We start from the raw sequence: 23746 nt of genomic DNA, 5'->3' as shown, positions 1-23746 counted from the left end.
CGGGAAATCGGCCAAAATTAGCTAGTGTTGGCCCGTTCGAGATAATCTATTGACCATTGGTCCATTTGTATTGCACATATCGTCAAAACAAAGGGAGGATGGCATGACAAAGAGCTTGAACACGGCATGGGGTGCATCGGTGCTGACGCTGGCATGGCTAGCGGCGGCAACCCCGGTGGCGGCACAAGAGCAGGAGGCCGATGTCGCGCAGGATCGCGACACCATTGTCGTCACTGCGCAGCGCAAAGCGGAAAACGTCCAGGAAGTGCCGATCGCGATCACCGCATTGAATGCAGAGGCGCTTCAGGCAGCGCGGATCGAGGACAGCAAGGACCTGCAGTTCAACGCTCCCAACGTCACGCTCTCGGCCAACCGCAACATTACCATCCGTGGGGTCGGTTCGCAGTCGTTCGGCGGTACCGGCGACACCAATATTGGTGTTCTGGTCAATGGTGTGTTCCTGCAGTCTGGCAGCAGCTTCGGCGAATTCTTCGACATGGAGCGTATCGAGGTGCTGCGCGGGCCGCAAGGCACGCTGTTCGGCCGCAACACCACCGGCGGCGCGATCAATTTCATCACCCGCCGCCCGACCGACAGCTTCGAAGGCTATGTTGAGGTGCAGGGCGAAAGCCCGCGCGGGATCCGAGCCAATGCCGCAATCAACCTGCCCATCGCCGAAGGCATCTACCAGCGCTTCGCCGCCAATTATATCAACCGCGATGGCTATACCCGCAACTTGCTCGACAACACCAACATCGACGGCCGCAACCAGTTCACGCTTCGGTCGAGCACGCGGATCGAACCGTCCAGTTCGACAACCATCGACCTGACGCTGACGTATTTCAAAGAGGATTCCGACCGACAGAACGCGGCGAAATCGCTTTGCACGCCCGACGCACAGTTCGGATGCTCGCCCAATTCGGCGGGTACGGCATTCCCGACGACCAACTTCCCGATCGACAGCTTCCTGCTGCCCGGTGTCGTGCGTCCTGGCACATTCGCTCCAAACCCTGCAAACCTGCGCGATGTCGTGATCGATGTCCGGCCGTTCCAGAAGGCTGAAGACTTTCTGGGAACGCTTGAGATCACGCAGGAACTGGGGGCGATAACCCTGACATCGCTGACCGGTCTTCGCGATGGCGACAACTCCAGCGAGCGAGATTTCGACCAGGGCTTCCGCCCCAATGCGTTCAATACCGGCACCTTTGGCACAAGGGTCGTGCCCAATGCGGGCAATGGTAATGGCGTCCTGACCTATTTGCTGTCGGGCAGGCCTGTTACCACGACCGACTATCGCACGTCGCAGACCGGGGGCGGCACCCAGAAGCAGTTCAGCCAGGAGCTTCGGGTCGCATCGAGTTTTGACGGTCCGTTCAATTTCATCCTCGGCGGCTTCTACATGAATGCGCGCGGCACCGGCTTTGTCGACACATGGACGCCGGCCAACGGATTGCTCGGCGCGGTGTCGAAATTCGATACTCGTCTGGGGCAGGTCAAATCCTATGCCGTGTTCGGCGAGGTCTATGTCGATATCACCGACACGCTGAAGCTCACCGGGGGCCTGCGCTATACCCATGACAATAAACGAGCTGAAACGGCTTCGGGCACCTTCGCGCTCAACCCCTATTTCATTGGGGAAGCCGATTTCGACAAGGTCACAGGCCGCGCTATCCTGAACTGGGCCCCGAAGATATCCTTCACCGAGGACACCAACGTCTATCTGTCCTTCTCGCGAGGGTTCAAGTCGGGAGGGTTTAACCCCGGCAACAACACGATTCCTCTTTTCGAATCCGAAGAAATCGACGCGTTGGAACTGGGGGTGAAGAACACCTTCCTGGGGGGCAAGGGCCGATTGAACCTTGCGGCATTCAACTATGACTATTCCAACCTGATTGTCGGCAACCTGGTCGGCACGGCTGTCGCCAACACCAACATTCCCAAGTCCAGGGTCCGTGGGTTCGAGGCGGAACTTGTCTACAGCCCGGTGGAGCCATTGCGCCTGGAGGCAAGCCTGGGCCTGCTCGACGCCGAAATCCGCAGCGATTTCCTTTCGGCCGACCCAGCTCGGGGTAATGCGCGCTTCCAGCTGCGCGGAAACCAGCTGCCAAATGCGCCGCGCCGGACACTGAAACTGGCAGCAGAATACACGTTCGAGGCAGGGGACGGATGGACCGTGCGGCCGCGCGTGGACTTCTATTCGCAATCGGGTTTCCATTCGCGAGAATTCAACCTGCCCGCCGATCGCGTTGGCAACTGGTCGCAACTGGACGCATCCCTGGTAGTGGCGAACAGCGACAAGGACTGGAGCCTCACGGCGTTCGTCAAGAACCTGGCGAACGACGACAGCATCACTTTCCTTGAAGTGAACTCAAACCTTGTCGGTAGCTTCCGCAGCGCGTTCCTGCTCGATCCGCGCACCTTCGGGCTGGCGTTGCGGGTAGGCTTCCGCTGATGAGAGGCGAAGCGAGCAATGGCAGATTGCGGCTCATGGCAGGATTTGTGCCGTGACCATGGCTGTTCAAGGTAAGATGCTTGAGCTTGCCGTAACCGCCTTCGCGCTGCTCATCGCAACTGATGTCCGTGCGGCTGACCCTGGCACACCTAAGCACGCACACCGGCCGTCAACGGAAATGCCCGAACTGGCGGGCCGCGGGCAGCATCAGGTCGGGACGGTCGTTGAGGAACTGGATCTGGGCGATCGAAGGATTGGCCTTCGGCTTTGGTTCCCGGCCCGACCTGAAGGCGATGCAGTCCGCCAGCATTATCGTCACAAACGTGCCGTGCCTGGCCAGCAGGTGTTGGAGCTTTCTGAGCAGGGCATGGCCTTGGCACCAGCGCAGGCGCTTACCGGGCAACGCTTTCCCTTGATCATCATGTCACATGGCTATGGCGGATGGGCCGAACATATGAGCCGGCTGGGCGAGACCTTGGCGTCTCGCGGCTATGTGGTTGCCTCGATCGATCACCGCGATCTACCGTTCAGCGATGTTGCTTCTTTTGCGACCTCGTTTGGCAGCGTTCTGGTGAACCGTTCCAGGGACCAGCAAGCAGTTCTCAGGGCGATCCTGGACGGATCGGTGACGAATTCCACCGTGGCCGGCGTAGTCGATCCGCAGGCCATCGGCGTGCTGGGCTACTCTATGGGAGGCTATGGGGCGATCACTACCGCAGGCGTGCCGCTTGATCCGGACGCGCCGGCCTATCGCCAGTTTCCGCGGGAAGCATTGGCTGCATTGCCCAGGCCTGATCCGGCCATGGCCGGACAAATCGATGCGGTTGTCGCCCTGGCTCCCTGGGGGGCGCAACCCGACGCCATGGTATGGCGCGATCAGGATCTTGCCGCACTGAAAACCCCCATGTTGCTGATCGACGGCGACCAGGACGACGTGGTGGACTTCGAAAACGGCGTGAAGCGCCTGCTCGGCACGGCAAGCGGTTCTGACCGTTACCTGCTGGTCTATCGTGAAGCGGCGCACAACATCGCGGGCAATCCTGTGCAATTGCCCGAAGGGGCGGATTTCCCGGCCATTGAGTTTCTAACCGATCCGGTGTGGCGCAAGGAGCGGATCGAGGCGATCAATGTTCACTTCATCAGCGCTTTCTTCGACCTGCACCTGAAGCAGGACCAAGCCATGCGGCGGTATCTTGACGTGCCTGTGCCGCTAGCCGGTGCCGGGCGCTGGCCAAGTAGCTTCGGACAGCAATGGGGCGGCGCAGTCGCTGGCGACGAGCAGCCCGACTATTGGCGCGGCTTTCAGCGCAGATGGGCCAGGGGGCTCGAAATGCATCACAAATCAGCAGGCGAGTGACCGAAATGCACAATCTCTTCGATCTTCAGGGGCATGTCGCCCTCGTTACGGGCGGCAATGGTGGCTTGGGGCTCGCCATGGCAAAGGGCCTGGTAAAATGCGGTGCATCCGTCGCCATCTGGGGGCGGAATGCGGACAAGAACGCTGCCGCCATTGCCGAACTCGAAGCGCTGGGCGGCACCGCGCGCAGCTTTGTTGCGGATGTCATGGACCCCGTTTCATCGGCCGCCGCCTTTGCTGAAACGCTGGCAGCTTTCGGCCGGATCGACAGCTGCTTCGCCAATGCTGGCGGATCGGGCGTGCGCGGGGCCTTTACAAATCTGGATCGCGACGATTGGCTGCAGACGCACGAACTCAATGTGATGAGCGTGATAGATACCTTTCAGCTGGCGATCCGTCACTGGAAAGCAGCCGGTTCTGGCGGCAAGCTGATCGTGACGTCGTCGGTCGCGGCGTTGCTGGGCCTGCCCAATTCTGCCGGCTATTGCATGACTAAGGCATCTGTCACGGGCCTGGTGCGCTCGCTGGCGATCGAACTTGGCCGCAGCGGCATTCAGGTCAATGCCATTCTGCCAGGGTTTATCGAGACGGAAATGTCACTCAACACCCCCAAGGCATTCCAGGACGGATGCCGCAGGCGCGCTGCTTCGGGAACCATCGGGCAATTGCAGGACATGGAGGGCATTGCCGTGTACCTCGCCTCACAGCAGAGCAATTTCATGACCGGCCAGTCGCTTGTGCTCGACGGTGGCCACACGATCTTTCCGTTGTGACGCTGGCCCCGCGCCCTGGCCGCAGTGCCCATGTCGCAGGAGGGCCCTGCGCGTGACGGCAGTTACATCAACCACCGAAGCCCCCATTGCCTTCTGGCGGATCCTCGCCTTTGGGTCGGTTCAACTGCCACTTGGCATGATCGGGCTGCCGATCGCGATCTATCTCGCTCCGCTCTATTCGGGGCAGTTGCAACTCAGTCTGCAGCTGATCGGTATCGCGCTGATCCTCGCCCGCCTGTCCGACTTCATTACCGACCCCATTATCGGAATCCTTTCTGACAGATGGCGGCCACGTATCGGGCGTCGCCGGGTGTGGCTGATCTTCGGGACTGTCGCGATGACAGCTGGCGTGCGGATGCTCTTTGTCCCCACCCCAGATGCCGGCATCGTCTATTTCGCGCTGGCGGTCTCGCTGGTGTATCTGGGCTATACGCTCATTCTGCTGCCTTATCAGGCCTGGTCTGCCGAACTTTCGTCCGACTATCATGTGCGCACACGCATCAGCTCGGTATCGCAAGGGTTCAGCATTGTCGGCCTGATCACATCGACGCTGATTCCCGCTTATGTCCTGTCGCGGCCCGGGGCGACAAGTGCGGACGTGATGGCAGCCCTGAGCATCGTGATCATCGCTCTGCTCCCGATTTGCGCCACACTTGCATTCCTGCTCGTTCCCGAACCTGCCGCGCCTAGCCACAAAGCGCCGTTCCACCTCGGCGGCGCATTACGGATGCTGGGACGCAACCGGGCATTTCTCAATATCACGCTGCTGGTGCTGATCGCCACGATTGGCGAGGTGTTCAGGCAGACGATCACCGTTTTCTTCGCACGCGACGTCGTCGGCGTCACCAATATCGGTGTCGTCTATTTCCTGTATTTCGCCGCTGCACTGTTGGTGATGCCGGGATGGGTCTGGCTGGCCAAACGGATTGAAAAGCACCGGGCGCTGACACTGGCGCTTGTCATTGTCGCATTGACCAATGCCTGCATGTTCCTGGTCCCCAAGGGCGGTGTCATGCTGTTCACGGCGCTCTTCATCCTCAAAGGCAGCTGCTATGGTGCGGTTCTGATGCTGCCACATGCGATGGTGGCGGACACGGCGGATATCGACACGGCCGAAACGCTCGACCGCCAGCAGGGCCTGTTCTTTGCCGCGATGGCGATGGTGCAGAAGATGGGATATGCCCTGGGTGCAGGCCTGCCTTTGCTGATCCTGGGGACCGTCGGCTATCAGTCGGCAGGCGAGAGCCGCGCCGAGCCTCTGCTCGCGCTGTCGATCAGCTATAGCCTTGTGCCCTGTGCGCTGGTGCTGATCGCAGCAATGCTGGCATGGCGGTATTCACTGACCGCCGAGACCCACAAGGTCATCCGGGCGCAGATCGACGCACGGGCGAGTGAGTCCCTGCAAGCGGAGCCCATGCCATGATTATCGGCGTTCATCATACCGGCCTTGTCGTCACCGATCTTGAAGCCGCCATCGCCTTTTATACCAGCCAGCAGGCCTTTTCCGTAGTGTCGCGCTTTGACCTTGCCGACACACCGGAGAACCGGGAGATGCTGGAGCTGGATGACGCGCGTGCGCGCGTCGCCTTTCTGCGAGGCACGCTGGGCGCGATCGAACTGTTCGAATATGCCGTCCCCAAGCACCAGGCAGAGTCCGAACGCCAGGTCTATTCTGCCGGTATACGCCATATCTGCCTGCAACAAGACCTGTCGGATGCGATGTACGACCATTTCCTGGCGGCAGGCGCTGCGTCACATGCCCGCCCGTCGGGCCTCGGTACCGGCAACAGCTATGTCTATATCCGCGATCCGGAAGGCAATATCATCGAGCTCGAGGGCGTGCCCTGGGCACCCGCAGCGGCTGACAGGCCCTGGTTCGCGCACACCGCGATCGTCTCGCCCGACATGCCCCGGCTGCTGGCTTTCTACGCGATGCTGACGGGCCAGGATGTGACCCGCCAGGGAGCTTTCGGCCCAGACCCGAAATTCGACCGTGTTGCCGGGATTGCCGATGTCCGCTTCGACGGCGGGTGGCTTCGCCTTTCCAATGCCGAATTGGAATTCTGGCAGTACCATCAGCCGCAGACCATTCCTGCTGCGCGTCGCGCCCTGAACGCGCCGGGTTGGAACCATGTCTGCTTCGAGAGCGATGATCTGGACGCCGATTACCAGCGCCTGTTGACCCAGGGCATAGAGCTGCATGGTCCGCCGCAGGATGTGGGATCGGCAACCGTCCTCTTTGGTCGTGACCCGGACGGGAATGTCTTTGAACTGTTGCAACCTGCCCACGGCGCGTCTGTGACGGTCGGGGCAATGATGCAGGAACAACAGGGATTGGCCGTCGATATCGCCAGATCCGCCTGGCGCGAGCAGCTGGCAGCAGGAGCGCGCCGGCAGTGACGCAGGATTTCGCCCTGAACAACGGCTCGAATACCTTACCGGTGCAGCACCGCATCGCAACGAACGGGATAGAGCTCGACTATCTTGAACGGGGAGAAGGCACGCCGCTCCTGATGCTGCACGGCTTTCCTGACCATGCGGCCAGCTGGCGACCGCTGGCTGAGCGGCTTGGCCCAGATATCCGTCAGCTGGCGCCGGATCAGCGCGGCTACCGAGGCAGCAGCCGGCCCGGCGCAGTGCAGGATTATGCCATCGACACTCTCGTGCGCGATCTGCTGGGTCTGATCGACGCGCTGGACATCGATCGGGTGCACCTGTGCGGCCATGACTGGGGCGGTGTGCTTGCATTCGAGATGGCAGACCGCTTTCCGGAAAGGATCGCCGGGCTGATCGCGCTGAACGCTCCCCCTGCCCGCGTCTTTCAGCACATGATCCTGCACGACGCGCAGCAGCGCGCGGCTTCGCAATACATCACCATGCTGCGCTCCGAGGCTGCGGACAGCATTTTTTGCGAGGCACAGGCAGTTACGCTGATCGAGCGATTTCTGGGCGACGCGACCCGGCGGGGACTTCTCACATCTGCCGATCTCGAGGTCTATCGCGACGCCTGGACGCAGGCTGGGGCCTGGTCTGCGATGCGGGCATGGTATCGGGCTGCTCCGTTCGAAATCCCCCCGGTCGGCGGCCTTCCAGCTATTGATGCGGATGCTGCCCCACCTGCCTTGTCGATCGCTTGCCCGGTGCTGATCATCTGGGGCGAGCGCGATACTGTCTTCGTGCCGACCATGCCTGATATGATCGCAAACGCCTGCCCGCAGGCCCGCGTCATCCGGCTGCCCGAGGCCGGGCATGTGCCGCATCGCGATGTACCGGCTCTCTGCGCCGACCTCATCCGCGATTTCATTTCCGCAAGCAGCGCCGCTTCACTCGACAAGGACCAATATCATGGCTGATTCCTCGCTCCGCGGCCGCGTGGCCATTGTCACTGGCGCAGCTCGAGGTATCGGGCTGGCGGCGGTGCGCAGGCTATGCGCCGATGGCGTGCGCGTTCTGGCGTTCGACCGGGCCGATGCCGATTTTACAGATGCAGCCGAAGCAGGCGATGTCACTCCATTTGCGGGCGATGTGGTCCAAAGCGGCGACTGGCTGCGCGCCGTTGATACCGCCTGCGGCCTTGGCGAAGGTATCGACATCCTGTTCAACAATGCTGGCATCTCCGGCCCGGTTGCCAGCGCTGTGGACTATAGCGAGGACGATTTTGACCACATCATGGCAGTCAATGTAAAGGGCGTGTTCCTGGGCCTGAAGCACGTCGGTGGCCATATGCAGAGCCGCGGCCGCGGCGTTATCGTCAACACCTCGTCGGTGTCCGGTTTTGGCGGAGGCGGCAATATCTTCGGGTATAACACCAGCAAAGCGGCCGTGAACGGCATGACCAAGTCGGCAGCAGTGACCATGGCCCCGCATGGCGTCAGGGTCCTCGCCATTTGTCCCAGCCCAACCGGTACCGAAATGATGTTCCAGCTCGAAAGGAAGCTTTCGCCCGAAAACCCTGAGGCCGTCCGGCCGCAGCTGGCGCATGGGACGCCGCTGGGACGCTATGGAACACCAGAGGAAATGGCCGACGTTTTGGCCTTTCTGGTCAGTGACTCCGCCCGCTTCATGACCGGCGCGCTGGTGCCGGTCGATGGCGGAAGCCTGGCGAAGTAACTGACAGAGCCTGAGGAGAAAAGCAGATGGCTACGCAGATCGAACGCGGCTTCGGAGAGAAATTCCTCCAAAGCATCGACAATTTCTACACCCACGGAATCGACTGGTTGTTCAACGAGTGGTGGGAGACAGCACCCACCGATGCCATTTCCAAATATGAGGCTGCCATCCTGAATCATCCCGAGCATGGCCCGCTAGCCTGCGAAGCCTGGCTTGCGCCGGACTTTCGGCTGGCCTTGCTCGATGGTTGCGCTCCCGGAACGCTCGGCCATGCCTATCGCGCCTTCATGGTCGACAATGATCTGGTCGAGCACTTGGCAGCAGGGTATCGTGCCCGGCACGAAGCGCTTGAGCTCAGCGGCAAGATCGATCGTATGCCGCCAGCAATTGCCTACAAGGTGGTGCGAGGCTTCCAGACGCACGATCTGCATCACGTGCTGACCGGCTATCCGGCGACCCCGTTTGGAGAGCTGGCATTGCAGGCGTTTCAGTTGGCGCAGATGGACTTTCCCTATGCCGCGATGTGGATTGCCGTGGTCTCCGGGCACATGGCGCTGGTCGATCCGTTGCTGATCCAGCCGGCGATGGATGCCATTACCGATGGTTGGTCGCGGGGGCGTCGCGCCCGAAGCCTGCAGTTCGTGGCTTTCGAAAAGCGCCTGCACGAACCTCTCGACCGGCTGCGCAGGGAATATGGTCTTGATGAGGGCCCGATTGCCGTCGTCAACCCTTCACCGGAGCGGACACCGGACCTGCTCGCCGCCGCAGCTTGAGCAAATTAACGCAGCGGCGGTGCGCGTCGGATCGGCTGGAGACGGGCCATATGCTCGCGCTTCAATTCATTCAGCGTGCCCAGGATCATGGTGACGGTCAGGTCTTCCAGCACCTCCCTGCTCAGCCGTCGCTGAAGCAGATACGCTCCCGCAGCTGCCGGCAGACCAAAGCTGATATCCGTCGCAGCCTTCGCGATGTCCTGCGGAAGTCCATAATGCTCGGCAACGATTTCGGCGAGATAGCCTACAGCGCTGTCACGGCCGAACTCGGTGGGGTCATGGATCGCGGATACCGACGGCTCTGCCTGAAGCCGTTCGATCAGCATGCCACGCTCGTCGATGTATTTGAGGTAGACATGGGTCACCGCGCGAACCAGCCCTTCCATTGTTTCGGCCCGATCCGCCGCCTCGGCTTGCAAACGCCGCAGCCTGCGCCATTCGCGCTGCAGCAATTGCCGCAAAAGGTCTGTCATCCCGGGGAAATAGGCATAGACCAGCGACTTGCTGACCCCGGCTTCGCGCCCGATCCGGTCCATCGACAGCGCCGACACGCCTTCGCGCGCGATGATGTCGGCGGTACGGTCCAGGATCAGCGACTGCCGCTCCTGTGGCGCCAGTCGGACACGCTTGCGCGGTGCTGTTTTGGATTTCAGACCCCGATCAGCCATGTGCCGCCTTTTTGATGTGGCATGAGCGCCAATTGAACATATCGTCTATTCGTAATTGCCCCCTGATCCCAAAAAGAGCAACCGCGCAGCCATGATCTCCGATAGCCCATCCCCGAAGCCGCAGCTGATGCAGCTTGGCGTCTGTTATTACCCGGAACACTGGCCCGAATCGCAATGGGCTAACGATGCCCGGCGGATGCGCGAGATCGGGCTGACCCGGGTGCGCATCGGCGAGTTTGCCTGGAGCCGGATCGAACCCGAGCCCGGCCGGTTCGATTGGGTCTGGCTCGACCGGGCGATCGAAACGCTGCATGCCGCAGGGCTTGGCGTCATCCTGGGAACGCCCACGGCCACGCCTCCCAAATGGCTGGTCGATTCCATGCCCGACATGATCGCGGTCGACCGCGACGGTCGTCCGCGGCGCTTCGGGTCGCGGCGTCATTACTGCTTCAGCCATGCCGGATATCGCAAGCAGTCCGCGCGCATCACCCGCGCCGTGGCCGAACGCTATGGTCACCATCCGGCGGTGGTCGCGTGGCAGACCGACAATGAATATGGCTGCCACGACACGGTGCAGAGCTTTTCACCCGCTGCCTTGGCGGCTTTCTGGGTCTGGCTGGCCGAACGTTATGGCGATGTCGCAGCCCTCAACCGCGCCTGGGGCAATGTGTTCTGGAGCCAGGAATATCGCAGTTTCGACGAAATCGACCTGCCCAACCTGACCGTCACCGAAGCGAACCCGGCGCATTGGCTCGCCTTCCGCCGCTTCGCCTCGGACGAGGTCGTCCGCTTCAACCAGATCCAGGTGGACATCCTGCGCGCATTGTCCCCCGGCCGAGACATCACCCACAACTTCATGGGGTTCTTCACCGAGTTCGATCATCACGATGTCGCGCAGTCGCTCGATGCCGTGGGCTGGGACAGCTATCCGCTGGGCTTTCTCGAAAGCTTCCGGTTCAGCGAGGAAGACAGACTGCGTTATGCGCGGCAGGGCCACCCCGATATCGCCGCCTTCCATCACGATCTGTACCGGGGATGCATGCGCGGTGGCCGCTGGTGGGTGCTGGAGCAGCAGCCCGGACCGGTCAACTGGGCGCGGCACAACCCGGCGCCGCTGGATGGCATGGTGCGGCTGTGGACGCTCGAGGCGCTGGCCCATGGCGCCGAGCTGGTCAGCTATTTCCGCTGGCGCCAGGCACCCTTCGCCCAAGAACAGCTGCACGCTGGTCTTTTGCGCCCTGACGATGCGCCCGCGCCCGCCTATGCTGAAGCGGCACAGGCTGCCGAGGACATCGCAGCCATCGGCCCGATGTCCGCTGCGGCCAAGAGCGTGGCGCTGATCTTCTCCTATGATTCGGACTGGATCACAACGATCCAGCCGCAGGGTGCGGGGCTATCCGCGTTGTGGGCGGCGTTCGATGCCTATTGCGCGCTGCGGCAGCTGGGTCTGAATGTCGACATCCTCCCGGCCAATGCGCCGCTCGAAGGCTATGCGATGTGCGTGGTGCCCTGCCTGCCGGTGGTGCCCGACGAACTTTTGGCGCACCTCGCCGCCTTTGAAGGCCCTGTCGTGATCGGCCCGCGATCGGGAAGCCGCACGGCCGACTTCGCGATACCCGATGGCCTGCCGCCCGGCGCGATCTTCCCGGCCAAAGTCGTGCGGGTGGAGAGCCTGAGACCGGGGCTGGTGCATCCGGGCCAGGGTTGGGCGGTGCGCCGCTGGATCGAGCATCTGGAAACCGATGCGGCAGCAGAGCTCGTCGCCGATGACGGAACCGTCGCCTGCTGGCGATCGGGCAACCGACGCTATCTTGCCGCCTGGCCCGAGCCGGACATTCTCGCGCCCGTTCTGCAGTCTGCAGCGCGCGAGGCGGGCGTCGACACCGTGGCGCTGCCCGAGGGTCTGCGCCTGCGCCGCACGGCCAGCCATGTCTTTGCGTTCAACTATGCCCCAACCCCGGTCGCGATCCCCGATGGCATCGGCGGCCGGCTGGTGCTGGGCGAAAAGCTGATTCCTCCCGCCGGGATTGCCGTGCTGACGCTCTGAGGTGCTCCCCGCTTGCGTCAGCCCGAAACCCAGCTGCCGTGGAAGCTCAGCGGCAGCGGGACGGTGCTGCGCCAGGTGACCACCGGGCCGTCGGCAACCTTGCGGGCGTCGAACACGTGCAGCTCGGTCGCGCGTGCGTCGAGGTTGAGCGTGGTGCGGATCAGGTGGCGGCCTGCGGGGACGAACTCCTCCACCAGCTGGCGGGCACCGAAATCGAAGCTGTCGTCGCGGCCGGACCTCCAGTCCCAGATGCCGATGCTGCGCGCGAAGGGGCGGTCGGTGCGATAGCCTCCGACATGGATGGTCTGGTGGCGCAGAAGGCCAGCAGTCTCTGGTGCGCTGCGCAGGAACTCGGCGGAAATCCCCGCAGCCTTCATGTCGGCGCGGCCATCGGGGTGCAGCGTTACAAGGGTGAGCTCGGGCCTCTCCGAATATTCGTGCCGCCCCTCGACCAGTCCCGGCGCGCCCAGCAAGGCGAAGGTCGGGTCGGCGTGGAAACAGCCATCGAAGCGGATGGTGCCGTCGGCCTCCTCCCAGGCATCGCCCAGATGGAAGAAGAACAATGGCGGAAGCTCGTATTCGCGGCGGCGCGAGAGGTCGTCCTTGTCCAGAACCAGCACCCGCGATCCGCGCTCGGGGCGCCAGCTCATGCTCTGCGAGAACGGCAGGCGGGCCTGGTCCGATACCCAGGGCTGGCACAGGATGACGAGGTGCCGGGCGGTGGCGGTGAAGTCGTGCATATAGCTTGCCATCGGCAGCGCGATGGCCTGACCCGCCTCGAAACTGCCATCGGCCGAGAGCCTCCAGACATAGGCGCTTTCGCCGCCCGACCCGATGTTCCAGATCTGCCCCGAAGGTTCGATCCGCGGATGCGCGAGGAACGGCATCCTGGCGAGATCGTCGCGAAAGGTCACCATGCCCTGCGTCGCCAGCGTTTCCGGGTCGAGCGCGGTGGCGGACCCTGCCTCCCACAGCGCCAGCAGGCGGCCACCTGCGGCGATCACATGGGTGTTGGCCGGGTTGGTATCGTCCGGACTGCCGACACTCGCGCCCGGCCCTGCCGGCGTGCCGAAGCCGGGCTGGACGATGCGGTCGAGCTGCTCTTCGAGGCGGCGCTTGGGGGTGTCGACGAACCGCGCTGCAAGGCTCGCCTGGTCGCCGTTCACCCGCCAGGCGCGCACCAGCCCGTCGCCATCGAACCAGTGTCCGACCGCGCTCGCGCCGCGCCGGAAGCGCGCGGGGCCATTGCGGTAGAGCGTGCCCTTGAGCGCCGGTGCGCGGCCCGAGACGCGCACCAGCGGCTGCGGCGTGATGTCCGACAGGATGTCGCCCACGCCCAGCGTCCAGTCGGGCAGCGCCGGGGCTTGCGTCGCCGCCATCGCGGTGCTGGCCCAGCCGGGCAGCATGGCGCCGGCGGTGGCAAGGCCTCCGCGCAGCAGAAGATCCCGGCGGTTCAGGCTGGCGGCGGTCACTGGAAGCTGATCCGGGTTTCGCTGGCCCCTGCCGACACGTCAAAGCTCGCCGCTTTCCACAGCGCTGGCCCGCCTTCGGGCCTTGCTCCATTGGAAAAGGCAAAGGGTTCGAGCGGCATGCCGAAGGGGTTCATCTTCATCTGGCCATCGCCATCGACATCGTGGAACACCTTGATCGCATAGCGGCCCGGCGCAAGACCGGTGAGCGTCAGCGTGGCGGTGGCACCTTCGACCTCGACCATGCCCACCCGTGCGGGCTTGCCGCCCTTGTCGTGCGCTGTCTCGCTGTCATAGACACTCATCAGGATCCGGCCGGTCGGAGCGGTGATCTGTTCGAACCGGATGGTGAGGCTGGCGCTGGCGCTGGGGTTGGCGGCGGCCATCTGCGGGGCCTGTGGCTGCGGCGCCTGCGCGCTGGCCATGCCGGCTGCCGCAAGCGCTGCGATCGCGAAAAAGGTCTTCATGGGTCGGGTCTCCTGAGGGTGATGACGGCGGTGCCGCCATTGACCGTTTCCTCCTGCCCCGGCTATCACCCGTCCGTCTTCCCTGGATACGTGAGTTGCGAGCCTTGATGCGTCAGAACGAAGCCTCTGCAGTTCGCGCTTCGCCAAATGCATTTTCCCTGCAGACGCAGGCGTTTCGCGGGCTTGGAATCGCGGCGGCGGCTTCGGCGGTTCTGGCCTATCTCGGCGCATTGGGCACAGGCGAGGCCCTGCTGGGCCTTCGCCTTGCCTATTGGGCCGCGGTCATCATGCCGGGATCGTTCCTGGGGATGGGGGTGTCGGCGCTGGTGCGCAGCTGGGGCGGCCTGGAATCGCGACGCTGGCTGGAGATCGCGCTGGTGGCGCTGCTGGTGTCGCTCCCGCACAGCTTCATCGTGATCGTGGTGAGCGCGCTGTTCTTCGGCGTGGAGATGATCACGCCGATGCTGGTGCTCCAGTTCTGGCTGGCGGTGCTGCTGATCACGCTGGTGCTGACCGCGATCAACTATCTCGCCAATGCCGATATCCAGCCCAGGGCGCCCGCCCTTCAACCCGCCATGGCTCTCCCGGATGCCGCACAGCCGGTCCCGAGCCAGAGCGCCCAGCCCGAAAGTCCCCAGCCCGAAGGTGCTCCGGCGATCCCGCCCTTGCTGGCCGAAAAGCTGCCGGTCAATCTGCGCAGCGCCAGGCTGCTGGCGATCGAGGCCGAAGACCATTATCTGCGCGTCCATACCGATGCGGGAAGCAATCTGGTGCTGATGCGGATGACCGATGCCTGCGCCTTGCTGGAGGATGCGCCGGGGGCGCGGGTCCACCGCAGCTGGTGGGTCGCACGCGCCGCGGTGACCTCAGGCGGTCAGCGCGCAGGCCGCATGATGCTCGATCTGTCCTCGGGGCTGCAGGTACCGGTCAGCCGGGCGATGCAACAGCGACTGAAGGGCAGTGGCTGGTTCTCGCAAGGCTCCTGACACACCTTGTGCGTCACCGCATGGTCTTGAGCAGGTCGTCCAGCGATATGTTGGCGAACCCTACCGAGCTGTCCGAAATGCCATAGGGAATGACCAGCTGGTCCTCCAGCAGCATCGCGCCGCAGGTATAGATCACGTTGGGCACATAGCCCGACCGGTCCGCATTCTCGGCGGTAAGCAGCGGCTGGGTGGTGCGCGCGATAACCTTCGAGGGGTCGTCGAGATCGAGCAGCGCGCAGCCGAGCGCGTATTTGCGCATCGCGCCCACGCCATGGGTCAACAGCAGCCAGCCATGCGGCGTGCGTATCGGGCTCCCGCAGTTGCCGATCTGGATGAATTCCCAGGGGAATTCAGGCTCCATGATCAGGCGGCCTTCGTCTTCCCAGCAATCCACCCGCGGGCTCTGGAGCAGGAACAGGTTCTTGCCGTCCTGCCGTCCGATCATCGCATATTGCCCCCCGATCTTCTCGGGGAACAGCGCCATGCCCTTGTTTCTGCCGGCCTTGCCTTCGATGGGCTCGAGCACGAACTGCTTGAAGTCGGTGGTGCGAAGCAGCTCCGACCGGATGGTCGCGCCCGAATAGGCGGTATAGGTTCCGATCCACTCATAGCTGCCGTCGTCGTGCCGAAAGCGCACGAGCCTCAGGTCTTCCAGCCCGTTGCGTTGCTGCTCGGTCACGGGAAAGATCACGGTGTTGGAAAGGCTGCTGTCCGCGTGGCGATGCACGGTCACGGCGCTGTCGCCGTCGGTCAGGCTGGCATTGTCCAGCTCGACCGATGTCGCCCACGAGCTCTGCGGCCACAGATCGATGCCGCCGCTTGCCGATGCGATGCCCTCGCGGAACGCGATCGAACTGATATGGCCTTCACCCACTGCACGCAGCGACATGATGAACCGCACCGCACCGCTTTCGCACCCGCTCTGATCGGGATGCGGGACGATCGAAGGGTTCATCAGCGCGGCCGCTGCATAGGCATATTCGTGACAGAAATATGCCCCGATCAGCTTCTGCCGCGCAGGCGAGAAGTCGGTCTGGCCAAGGCCCAGAGCTGCCTGCACCTCCTGCCACCGCTCGGCGAACATCGCTTCGGTCTGCCAGTGCCGATCCTTGAAATCGGCAAGCACCTTTCCGTACTCCGCGGTGACCTCGTCTTCGCCGAGCGCGGTGATGTTCTCAACCAGCTTCAATGCACGGTTGTCTTCGGCTTGCTGGGCTTGCCAGGTCAGATGGAACGGGCGCAGCACGACCCGCGACGGGTCGGCGCTCAGTCTCAGGTCATGGATATGCAAGGGCCCGCGATACCTGTTTCTTGAGCTTTTCAACCGCGTCTCCCGAATGCTGGCCTTCATCTGGCACGAGCGCTAGCATGGAATGATAACCGAGTTGAAACGCCAATATGCTTTCAGCGCCGCAGTTCAGATTGGCGCCCCGCGGGTTCAGGCCATCCCTGCACAGTCCGCTGACCGGATCTGCCAGAACCTCGCCCCTGTCGTTGGCACCGAAGAACCAGTTCCATGCGGCCAGCCCGTAGCGGCGCCAATGCGGCCCACCGTCTGCCGCAAATGCCGCAGCGCACGCATCCAGCGCGGCCTGCGCCTCGAGCGGCTGCTGGTCGAACGGCATATGGCCATAATCCTGGCCGAACCCCTCCGATCCGATGGGACGGAAATGACCGGCAGCGGCGATCTGCCGTTCGCAGATCCAGCGCAGCGTATCGAGCCCGATCTCAAGCCAGTCGTTGCGGCCAAGCGCCATTCCTGCTGCGATCAGCGCCTGGGGCATGCGCGGGTTGTCATAAGCGAGCATCGCTTCGAACCAGGTCCAGTCGGGACGGCGGGACTGCCCCGCAAGATGCGCGAGGATCCCGGCGCCGCGTTCGGCTGCGCGCAACGACGGGCCATGCGCGGGCCGGACCTGGAGCATGGCAGAAGCGCCCAGGGTGATAAACGCCAGCGTCCGGGGGCTGTCCAGGGTGGCGCAATGATCCAGAACCTCGTCATACAGACGGGTTGCCCATTCGCGGATCTCCCTGTTGGGGTTGTTCACCGCGGTGTGCGCCAGCGACCAGACGGTCCGGCCGTTCGAATCTTCCGATCCGAAATCCTCGAGCCAGCTTCGATCAAATCCCATGAAATTGCGGAAGAGACCCTTGTCGGGGTTCCAGGCATGCTGGATGAACGACGCACAGACCGTCGAGCGATCGGTCTGCTCGCTGGTGCCGATCGCGGTAGTGACGTTGAGGAGCATCAGCGCCCGGACGTTGTCATCAAGGCAATAGCCGTGCCTGCGATCGGGGATCATCCCGAGCGCGTGCTGGAACATTCCGGTTGAATCGCTCATCCGGCGGACACCGTCGAAGCTTGGCTGCACCAGCGCGGTCTTGGAAAGCGGGCGCGAGACGGTCTGCTCGATCATCTGCTCGACCGCTTCTGCAAAGCGCGGCCAGATGGTCTGGCGGCCGCGATCATAGGCGCGCAGTTTCTGCGCCGCCAGCGTGCCGGGGTCGGCCAGCAGCGAGCAGACCGCGTCGGCGATTCCCGATACCGATTGCGGCTCAATCAGCACGCCCACCCCACCGGCTAGCAGCTCGCGGGCGTGGATGTACGGCGTCGACACAACCGCCTTGCCGAGTGCAACGGCGTAGCTCAGCGTACCGCTCGTCGATTGCTGGAGGTTGGGATAGGGCGTGAGGTAGATGTCGCAGGCCTCGAGCTGATCGAGCAGCTCGTCGGTGTTGAGAAACCTGTTTTCCCATTCGATGGCGTGCGCCACGCCCAGCTGTTCGGCGCGCTGCATCAGCTCTTCGCGATAGCGCTCGCCCTCGCTGGCGACCAGATTGGGATGCGTCGCTCCGACGATGCGATAGCAGATGTCGGGGTTGCTGCGCAGGATGGCAGGCAGCGCCTCGATTACGGCTTCAAGCCCCTTGCCGCGGCCGAGCAGGCCGAAGGTGGTGAGCACCGGGCGATCGCCCAGCCCGCGTTCGGCCTTGAACTGCTGTTCCCTGCCGAACGGACGATCGGGTGCGCCGTGCTCGATCACGTCGATGATCTCGTGCGGCGCATGATGCCGCTCGGTCAGCCGGTCGCGCGACAGGGGGCTCATCACCATGATCCTCGATGCCCTGCTGACAAGATGGTCGATGATCCGCCGCTGGTTGTCCGAAGGGTCCTCGAGCACGGTGTGGAAGGTGATGATGAGCGGGGCTGCGATCCGGTCGACCAGATCGATGATCATCTCGCCGTCGGGCCCGCCATAGATGCCGAACTCGTGCTGCACCCAGACTGCATCGGTGGTGGTGGCGTTGATTGCGGCTGCCGCGGTGCGATGGCTTTCGACATCACTGCTGCAGATTGCGTTCACGCCCTCGGGGATGGCGGCATCGCCATTGGTCATCGCCCAGATGTTGAACTTCACGTTATCGAAATGCGCGCCGACCTGCTCGACGACATCGGCCGCAAAGGTTGCAAGCCCGCATTTGCGGGGCGGATAGGTGCTGATGATCGTGACGCAGCGCTGGGCCTGGCGACGGGGAAACGAGACGATTGTCGAACTGTGCTGGTCCTCGCCCTTGGACCCATGGGCAAAAAACATGCTGCGCCTCCTGAGATGTCAGGATGGTTACGCTGCGCTGCACAAAACGTTGCCCGTGCCGATGCGGATAACGTTCGATTTTCGACCCATTGCACGGCCTCGCAACCAAATCGCGCCTCAAGATTAACCCATGTTATAATTGTCGGGCCTGTGCGGGAACCTCGAGCGGCTGGCGACGTATTCAACGGGTGTTGAAATAGGCGCGACGACCTCGCTCGCACCGCACGCAGGATTCGCTCATGGCACGCAGACAAGGCGCCGGCAGACCAAGGGATGATGCTCGCCAGGGCCGCAAGGCGCTGGAGACGTCCGCCATGCTGCGCTTTGCCAGGCAGGGCTATGAGGCGACACCGCTGCGAGAGATCGCTGCCGATGCGGGGGTCGACGTCGCGTTGGTCTCCTATCATTTCGGCAGCAAGCTGGGGCTGTGGAAGGCGATTGTCGCAAGCGCCGCGTCCGATCTGCACGATGCTCTGGGTGCAGCGGCGGCCAGGGACAAGGCAGGCGCCGCCGATCCGCGCGCCGATCTGAAGAACGCGATGGCGGCCTATGTGGCGCATCTGCTGGCGCATCCCGAAGTTCCGCGGCTTATCCTGCGCGACACCACCACCGACACGGTCCGTGCCGAGTGGCTGCTGCGCGAGCTTTCGGGGCCCTTGCACCAGCGCTTTTACGGTCTGGCGCAAGCGGCAGTGGCCGAGTGTCCCGGTGAGCAGGCCTATCTCCAGTTCCGGGTCGCCAATTTCATCTATTCGGCCGCCAGCGCCGTCGCCCGGCGGGAGCGGCTGGCAACGCTGGTGACAGGTGTCGGCGACGACCACGCCTTTGCCGGGGCGCTCGAGACCACGCTGATCGATGCGGCGCTGCGCTGTGGCTGAGACCCCGCGCCCTCTGGTCGACGCTGCAGATGGCTATGCGTTCAAACCGCACGAGATGCCTATTCTGCCGGGGTCGCCCGCCAACCCCGACCACCCTGCGAGGCGGCGGGCGGCGTATCTCGCCATTGGAATCTTCATCGGCCTGGTGGGCGGGGCGCAGAACGGATTTCAGCTCGCCAACACGTCCGCGCTGCAGGCCGAGTTTGCGCTCACCCCGGTCGAAGCCGGCTGGATGACGGTGGCGTTCTACGCGACCTACGCCTCGATGAGCATGCTGCTCTTCCGGGTGCGGCAGGAATTCGGCATCCAGCTGTTCGTGCGCTGGGCGATGGCGGGGCTGGTGACCGCCAATCTGGTGCAGCTGATCGGGCCGGGCTATCATGCCGAGCTTGGCGCACGCGCCGTCGCCGGGATCGCCGCCAGCGGCCTGTCTGCGCTGACCATCTATTATCTGATGCAGGGCCTTCCGCCCGCGCTGCGCACGGTGGGGCTGGTGCTGTCGCTTGGCCTCACCCAGATCGCCTTTCCGCTCACCCGCGCGCTGTCGCCCGCGCTGCTGGTGGATGGCGATATCGACCGCGTCTTCCAGTTCCAGTTTGCGCTATCGCTGCTCGGGCTGGGGCTGGTTTATCTGCTGCGCCTCCCGCCCGGGGTGCGCAAGCTGACCTTCGAGAAGCTCGACATCCCCAGCATCGCGCTGTTCGTGCTCGGCGTGGCATCGCTGTGCGCGTTCCTGATCCAGGGGCGGATCCAGTGGTGGGATGCGCCCTGGCTGGGCTATGCCGCCGCGCTGGCGATCATCGGCCTGGGCGGATGCCTGCTGATCGAGGCCAACCGCAAGAGCCCCATGCTCGATCTGAGCTGGCTGTCCAGCAGGGCGATCCTGGGGATTGCGGCGATCGGTGCGACGGTGCGCATTCTGGTTGCCGAGCAGGGTTTCGGCGCCAGCGGGATGTTCGTGGCGCTGGGCTATGGCAACGAGCAGCTCACCGGCTATTTCTGGGTGCTTACCGGCGCGACGGTTGCAGGCGTGGTGCTCTCGGTCATCCGGCTCGATCCCAAGGACCTCGCACGGCCGGTGCTGTTTGCCGTGCTGGTGATCTGTGTCGCCGCCTTTGCCGATACCCGTGCAGGCGTGATGACCCGCCCGCAGGACCTGTATCTGTCGCAAGCCGCGATCGCCTTTGCAGCGGTGTTCGCGATAGGGCCGGTGCTTATGCAGGGCATGCTCAGGGCGCTGGCCGCAGGGCAGAACTACATCATCAGCTTCATCGCCATCTTCTCGCTGTCGCAATCGGTCGGCGGCCTGGCCGGTATCGCGTTGCTCTCTGCGTTTCACACGATCCGGCTGAAGACGCATCTGATCGATGCCGGGACGACGCTGGCGCTGGGCAACGCGCAGCTTTCGCAGGCGGTCTCCAATGTCGCGCAGCGCACCGCGCCGCTGCAGCAGGACCCGGCGCTGGTGCAGCAGACCACAGCTGCCAGCATATCGCAGCAGATCGGGCGCGAGGCGGCGGTGCTCGCCTTCAACGACGTCTTCTTTCTCATCGGCACGCTCTCGGCGATCACCTTCGTCGCGCTGCTCGTGCCCTGGGTGATCAACAAGATTCGCGGGCGCAATCCGCTCGCCAAGGAACTGGCCTTTATCGAGGCCATGCGCGCAAGGACGAACCCATGACAGCCTCCACTCTTCCGCCGCAGGACACGGCGCCCAAGGCAACTGAAACCGAAGCCCCCCTGGCGCAGCCCGAAAAGGGCTGGTCGCCGCAGGTGTCGCGTCAGCGCGTCGGCGTGGCGCTGGTTCTGATCGTTCTGGGTGTGCTGGCGGCGCTCTTTGCCTGGGGCCTGCCGCCCTTTGCCGGGGGGGACGAGACCACCAACAACGCCTATGTGCGCGGGCGCACGACCATCGTCAGCCCGCAGGTCGCAGGCTATCTGGTCGAAGTCGGGGTCGCCGATTTCCAGAGGGTCGAAAAGGGCCAGCTGCTGGCGCGCATCGATGCCACACCCTATCGCGAGAAGGTCCAGCAGGGCGCGGCCAACATTGCCGCGCAACAGGCGACTTTGGCCAACAGCGAGCAGAGCCTTAGGTCCGCCCAGGCGCAGCTCAGGCTGCAGGACGCCTCGGTCGCCAGCGCGCAGGCGGGCTATCTGAAGGCGCAGGCGGACATGAAGCGCATCGCCGAGCTGGTCGATGAAGGCTCGGTCTCGCTGCGCGAGCGCGACCAGGCGCTTGCCGCGTTGCGCCAGGCGCAGGCCGGCGTCCGCCAGGCCGAAGCGCAGCGGGCGATCGCGGCAGAGAACATCCGCTCGGTCAGCGTCGGGCGCGGCGCGCTCGAGGCGCAGGTCGCAGGCGCGCAGGCCTCGCGCGATCTGGCGGCGTTCGAACTGTCGCGCACCGAAATCCGCGCACCCCGCTCGGGCAGGCTGAGCGAGATCACCGCGCGCGAAGGCCAGCTGGTCAGCGCCGGGACGCAATTGATGTACATCGTCCCCGACGAACTTTGGGTGGTCGCCAATTTCAAGGAAGCCCAGACCGAGAAGATGGCGGTCGGCCAGCGCGCGACGCTCGAGGTCGATGCGCTGGGCGGCACGCGGCTGACCGGGCGCGTGCAGAGCGTCTCGCCCGCCGCAAGCAGCGAGTTCAGCATCGTCAAGCCCGACACCGGCGCGGGCAATTTCGTTAAGGTTCCGCAGCGGATCGCGGTGCGGATCGTGCTAGATCCCGGCCAGAAGCCCGCCAGGCGGCTGGGCCCGGGCATGTCGGTCATCGCAACCGTACACACCGGGGAGTGACGGCGATGCGTCCAGTGCTTCTCGCGGCCGTCTCCGGCCTGTTGCTGCTTGGCGCCTGTGCTCCTGCGCTGCAGGATGCTCCGATGGCGGCATCGGTGAGCGCGCCTGCTCAGTGGCGCACCCAGCTCGGCGTGACGGCGCCGGTCGAAGCGCAATGGTGGCAGGGTTTTGGCGATCCGCAGCTGTCGGCGCTGGTCGAAAAGGCACGCCTCGCCAATCCCGATGTCAGGATCGCTGCGGCGCGGGTCGAAGAAGCGCGCGCCACCGAACGCGGCTCGCGCGCGTTCCTGCTGCCCACGCTCGGGGTCGGGGTGGATGGCGCGGTGCGGCGGGAGGTCTCGCCCTTCGGCCAGGGGCTGGACCAGATCGTCGCGCAACCGGCGTTTCGCGCGAGCTACGAGATCGACCTGTTCGGCAAGAACGCCGCGCGTGTCGATGCCGCCGAGGCCAATGTCGCGGCGAGCGCGGCCAATGAGGAGGCGGCGCGGCTGTCGGTCGCAGCGGCGACCGCCAACGGCTATATCACCCTGCTGGCGCTCGATGCCCGGCTGGTGGTGCTCGACGAGACCGTCGAGGCTCGCCAGCAGGCGCTCAAGTTCGCCCGCGACCGCGCCGAGGTCGGCTATACCTCGCAGCTCGAACTGCGCCAGGCCGAGGCAGAATATCAGGCGACCGTTCAGCTTGTGCCGCAGCTGAAGGCCCAGATCGCGCGGCAGGAAAACATGCTCTCGGTGCTTACCGGCGATCTGCCCGGTGCCATTTCGCGCGGCGGCACGCTTTACCAGCTGCGCATGCCCGCGCCCCCGTCGACGCTCCCATCCGAACTGCTCCGCCGCCGACCCGATGTGGCTGCTGCCGAATTTCGCATTGCGGCGGGCGATGCCCAGATGCGCGCGGCGCGGGCGCAGTTCATGCCCTCGATCAATCTCGGTGCCAGCGCGGGGCTGGCGGTGTCGGACCTGCTGGCAGACCCGATCGGAATCTGGTCGCTGGGCGGCAGCATCCTGGCTCCCATCTTCCAGGGTGGCCGGCTGACCGCGCAGCTCGAGGGCGCGACCGCGCAGCGCGATCAGGCGGCCTGGGCGTATCTTTCGACCGTGCTCAATGCCTTTCGCGAGGTAGAGGACCGCATGGCGGTGCTCGCCAATCTGGGCGACCAGGAAACCGCATTGCAGGCGCAGCGCGCAGCGGTGGCCGACGCGCTGCGGCATGCTTCGAACCGCTATCGTGCAGGCTATACGACCTATATAGAGCAGGTCGATGCGCAGCGGGCGCTGCTCAGCGTGGAGCTTTCGCTGATCCAGACACGCGCCGACGAGCTTTCGGGCCTGGTCGGCCTGTACCAGGCGGTCGGAGGTGCGCCGGAATAAC

The 23746-nt window shown here is 64.1% G+C and carries 19 protein-coding genes; 14 read left to right on the top strand and 5 right to left on the bottom strand.

All coding sequences use genetic code 11. From position 1 onward, the window contains the following. The first annotated feature begins 103 nt into the window (after positions 1 to 103). Genes B5J99_RS05410 through B5J99_RS05375 form a run of 8 tightly spaced genes read left to right on the top strand, consistent with a single transcriptional unit; the run spans position 104 to position 9465 of the window. Positions 104 to 2452: a TonB-dependent receptor gene (locus B5J99_RS05410; protein ID WP_117351792.1), complete on the top strand. Its 2349-nt coding sequence runs from the start codon at positions 104 to 106 to the stop codon at positions 2450 to 2452. A 58-nt stretch (positions 2453 to 2510) separates the two neighbouring features. Beyond that, on the top strand, positions 2511 to 3809 hold the full coding sequence (locus tag B5J99_RS05405) for an alpha/beta hydrolase family protein (protein WP_117351791.1): 1299 nt from the start codon (positions 2511 to 2513) through the stop codon (positions 3807 to 3809). Then, positions 3704 to 4582, top strand: coding sequence for an SDR family NAD(P)-dependent oxidoreductase (locus B5J99_RS05400; protein WP_117351790.1), 879 nt, complete (start codon positions 3704 to 3706; stop codon positions 4580 to 4582). Before B5J99_RS05405 ends, B5J99_RS05400 begins: the two co-directional genes overlap by 106 nt. 52 nt (positions 4583 to 4634) lie before the next feature. Further along, positions 4635 to 6005, top strand: a complete 1371-nt coding sequence (locus B5J99_RS05395) for an MFS transporter (protein ID WP_162892464.1) — start codon at positions 4635 to 4637, stop codon at positions 6003 to 6005. Next, positions 6002 to 6982 carry a VOC family protein gene (locus B5J99_RS05390; RefSeq protein WP_117351788.1) on the top strand — a complete coding sequence of 327 codons (981 nt, stop codon included), beginning with the start codon at positions 6002 to 6004 and terminating at the stop codon, positions 6980 to 6982. The genes B5J99_RS05395 and B5J99_RS05390 overlap by 4 nt, the downstream gene beginning before the upstream one ends. Next, a complete protein-coding gene (locus B5J99_RS05385; protein WP_117351787.1) occupies positions 6979 to 7935 on the top strand; it encodes an alpha/beta fold hydrolase in 957 nt (318 codons plus the stop codon). The genes B5J99_RS05390 and B5J99_RS05385 overlap by 4 nt, the downstream gene beginning before the upstream one ends. Next, on the top strand, positions 7928 to 8692 hold the full coding sequence (locus tag B5J99_RS05380) for an SDR family NAD(P)-dependent oxidoreductase (RefSeq protein ID WP_162892463.1): 765 nt from the start codon (positions 7928 to 7930) through the stop codon (positions 8690 to 8692). Before B5J99_RS05385 ends, B5J99_RS05380 begins: the two co-directional genes overlap by 8 nt. A gap of 26 nt (positions 8693 to 8718) precedes the next feature. Then, positions 8719 to 9465 (top strand): Coq4 family protein, encoded by a 747-nt coding sequence (locus B5J99_RS05375; RefSeq protein ID WP_117351785.1) that lies wholly within the window; start codon positions 8719 to 8721, stop codon positions 9463 to 9465. Between the two features lie 5 nt (positions 9466 to 9470). Here B5J99_RS05375 and B5J99_RS05370 read toward each other — a convergent pair whose 3' ends face one another. Continuing rightward, on the bottom strand, positions 9471 to 10133 hold the full coding sequence (locus B5J99_RS05370) for a TetR/AcrR family transcriptional regulator (RefSeq protein ID WP_117351784.1): 663 nt from the start codon (positions 10131 to 10133) through the stop codon (positions 9471 to 9473). Between the two features lie 91 nt (positions 10134 to 10224). Here B5J99_RS05370 and B5J99_RS05365 point away from each other — a divergent pair, with 91 nt between their 5' ends. Beyond that, a complete protein-coding gene (locus B5J99_RS05365) occupies positions 10225 to 12180 on the top strand; it encodes a beta-galactosidase (RefSeq protein ID WP_245991754.1) in 1956 nt (651 codons plus the stop codon). Positions 12181 to 12197: 17 nt separating this feature from the next. On the opposite strand, the gene B5J99_RS05360 is transcribed toward B5J99_RS05365, so the two are convergent. Both B5J99_RS05360 and B5J99_RS05355 read right to left on the bottom strand, forming a co-directional pair. Beyond that, positions 12198 to 13652: a carotenoid oxygenase family protein gene (locus tag B5J99_RS05360; RefSeq protein ID WP_211337881.1), complete on the bottom strand. Its 1455-nt coding sequence runs from the start codon at positions 13650 to 13652 to the stop codon at positions 12198 to 12200. Beyond that, positions 13649 to 14116: a DUF2141 domain-containing protein gene (locus tag B5J99_RS05355; protein WP_162892462.1), complete on the bottom strand. Its 468-nt coding sequence runs from the start codon at positions 14114 to 14116 to the stop codon at positions 13649 to 13651. Before B5J99_RS05355 ends, B5J99_RS05360 begins: the two co-directional genes overlap by 4 nt. A gap of 107 nt (positions 14117 to 14223) precedes the next feature. Here B5J99_RS05355 and B5J99_RS05350 point away from each other — a divergent pair, with 107 nt between their 5' ends. Next, a complete protein-coding gene (locus tag B5J99_RS05350; protein WP_117351783.1) occupies positions 14224 to 15102 on the top strand; it encodes a LytTR family DNA-binding domain-containing protein in 879 nt (292 codons plus the stop codon). Between the two features lie 13 nt (positions 15103 to 15115). Here B5J99_RS05350 and B5J99_RS05345 read toward each other — a convergent pair whose 3' ends face one another. Both B5J99_RS05345 and B5J99_RS05340 read right to left on the bottom strand, forming a co-directional pair. After that, positions 15116 to 16426 (bottom strand): glycoside hydrolase family 130 protein, encoded by a 1311-nt coding sequence (locus tag B5J99_RS05345; protein ID WP_425456449.1) that lies wholly within the window; start codon positions 16424 to 16426, stop codon positions 15116 to 15118. Next, the gene (locus B5J99_RS05340) at positions 16380 to 18698 is read right to left on the bottom strand and encodes a glycosyltransferase (protein ID WP_117351781.1); all 2319 of its coding nucleotides are present in this window, start codon (positions 18696 to 18698) and stop codon (positions 16380 to 16382) included. The genes B5J99_RS05345 and B5J99_RS05340 overlap by 47 nt, the downstream gene beginning before the upstream one ends. Positions 18699 to 18937: 239 nt before the next feature. On the opposite strand from B5J99_RS05340, the gene B5J99_RS05335 reads away from it, so the two are divergent. The 4 genes from B5J99_RS05335 to B5J99_RS05320 are packed head-to-tail and all read left to right on the top strand — an operon-like array spanning position 18938 to position 23745. Continuing rightward, complete coding sequence (locus tag B5J99_RS05335) at positions 18938 to 19576, top strand: TetR/AcrR family transcriptional regulator (protein ID WP_117351780.1); 639 nt, start codon at positions 18938 to 18940, stop codon at positions 19574 to 19576. Then, positions 19569 to 21257, top strand: a complete 1689-nt coding sequence (locus tag B5J99_RS05330; RefSeq protein WP_245991752.1) for an MFS transporter — start codon at positions 19569 to 19571, stop codon at positions 21255 to 21257. The genes B5J99_RS05335 and B5J99_RS05330 overlap by 8 nt, the downstream gene beginning before the upstream one ends. After that, positions 21254 to 22375, top strand: a complete 1122-nt coding sequence (locus B5J99_RS05325) for an HlyD family secretion protein (protein ID WP_069051071.1) — start codon at positions 21254 to 21256, stop codon at positions 22373 to 22375. Before B5J99_RS05330 ends, B5J99_RS05325 begins: the two co-directional genes overlap by 4 nt. A 5-nt stretch (positions 22376 to 22380) precedes the next feature. Continuing rightward, entirely contained in the window at positions 22381 to 23745 is a 1365-nt protein-coding gene (locus B5J99_RS05320; RefSeq protein ID WP_117351779.1) for an efflux transporter outer membrane subunit, read from the top strand. Position 23746 lies beyond the last annotated feature (1 nt).

Origin of the sequence: Blastomonas fulva, assembly GCF_003431825.1 — a bacterium.
Lineage (GTDB): Bacteria > Pseudomonadota > Alphaproteobacteria > Sphingomonadales > Sphingomonadaceae > Blastomonas > Blastomonas fulva.
The sequence above is the reverse complement of the archived record's forward strand: the minus strand, read 5'-3'. Positions and strand labels throughout refer to the sequence as shown.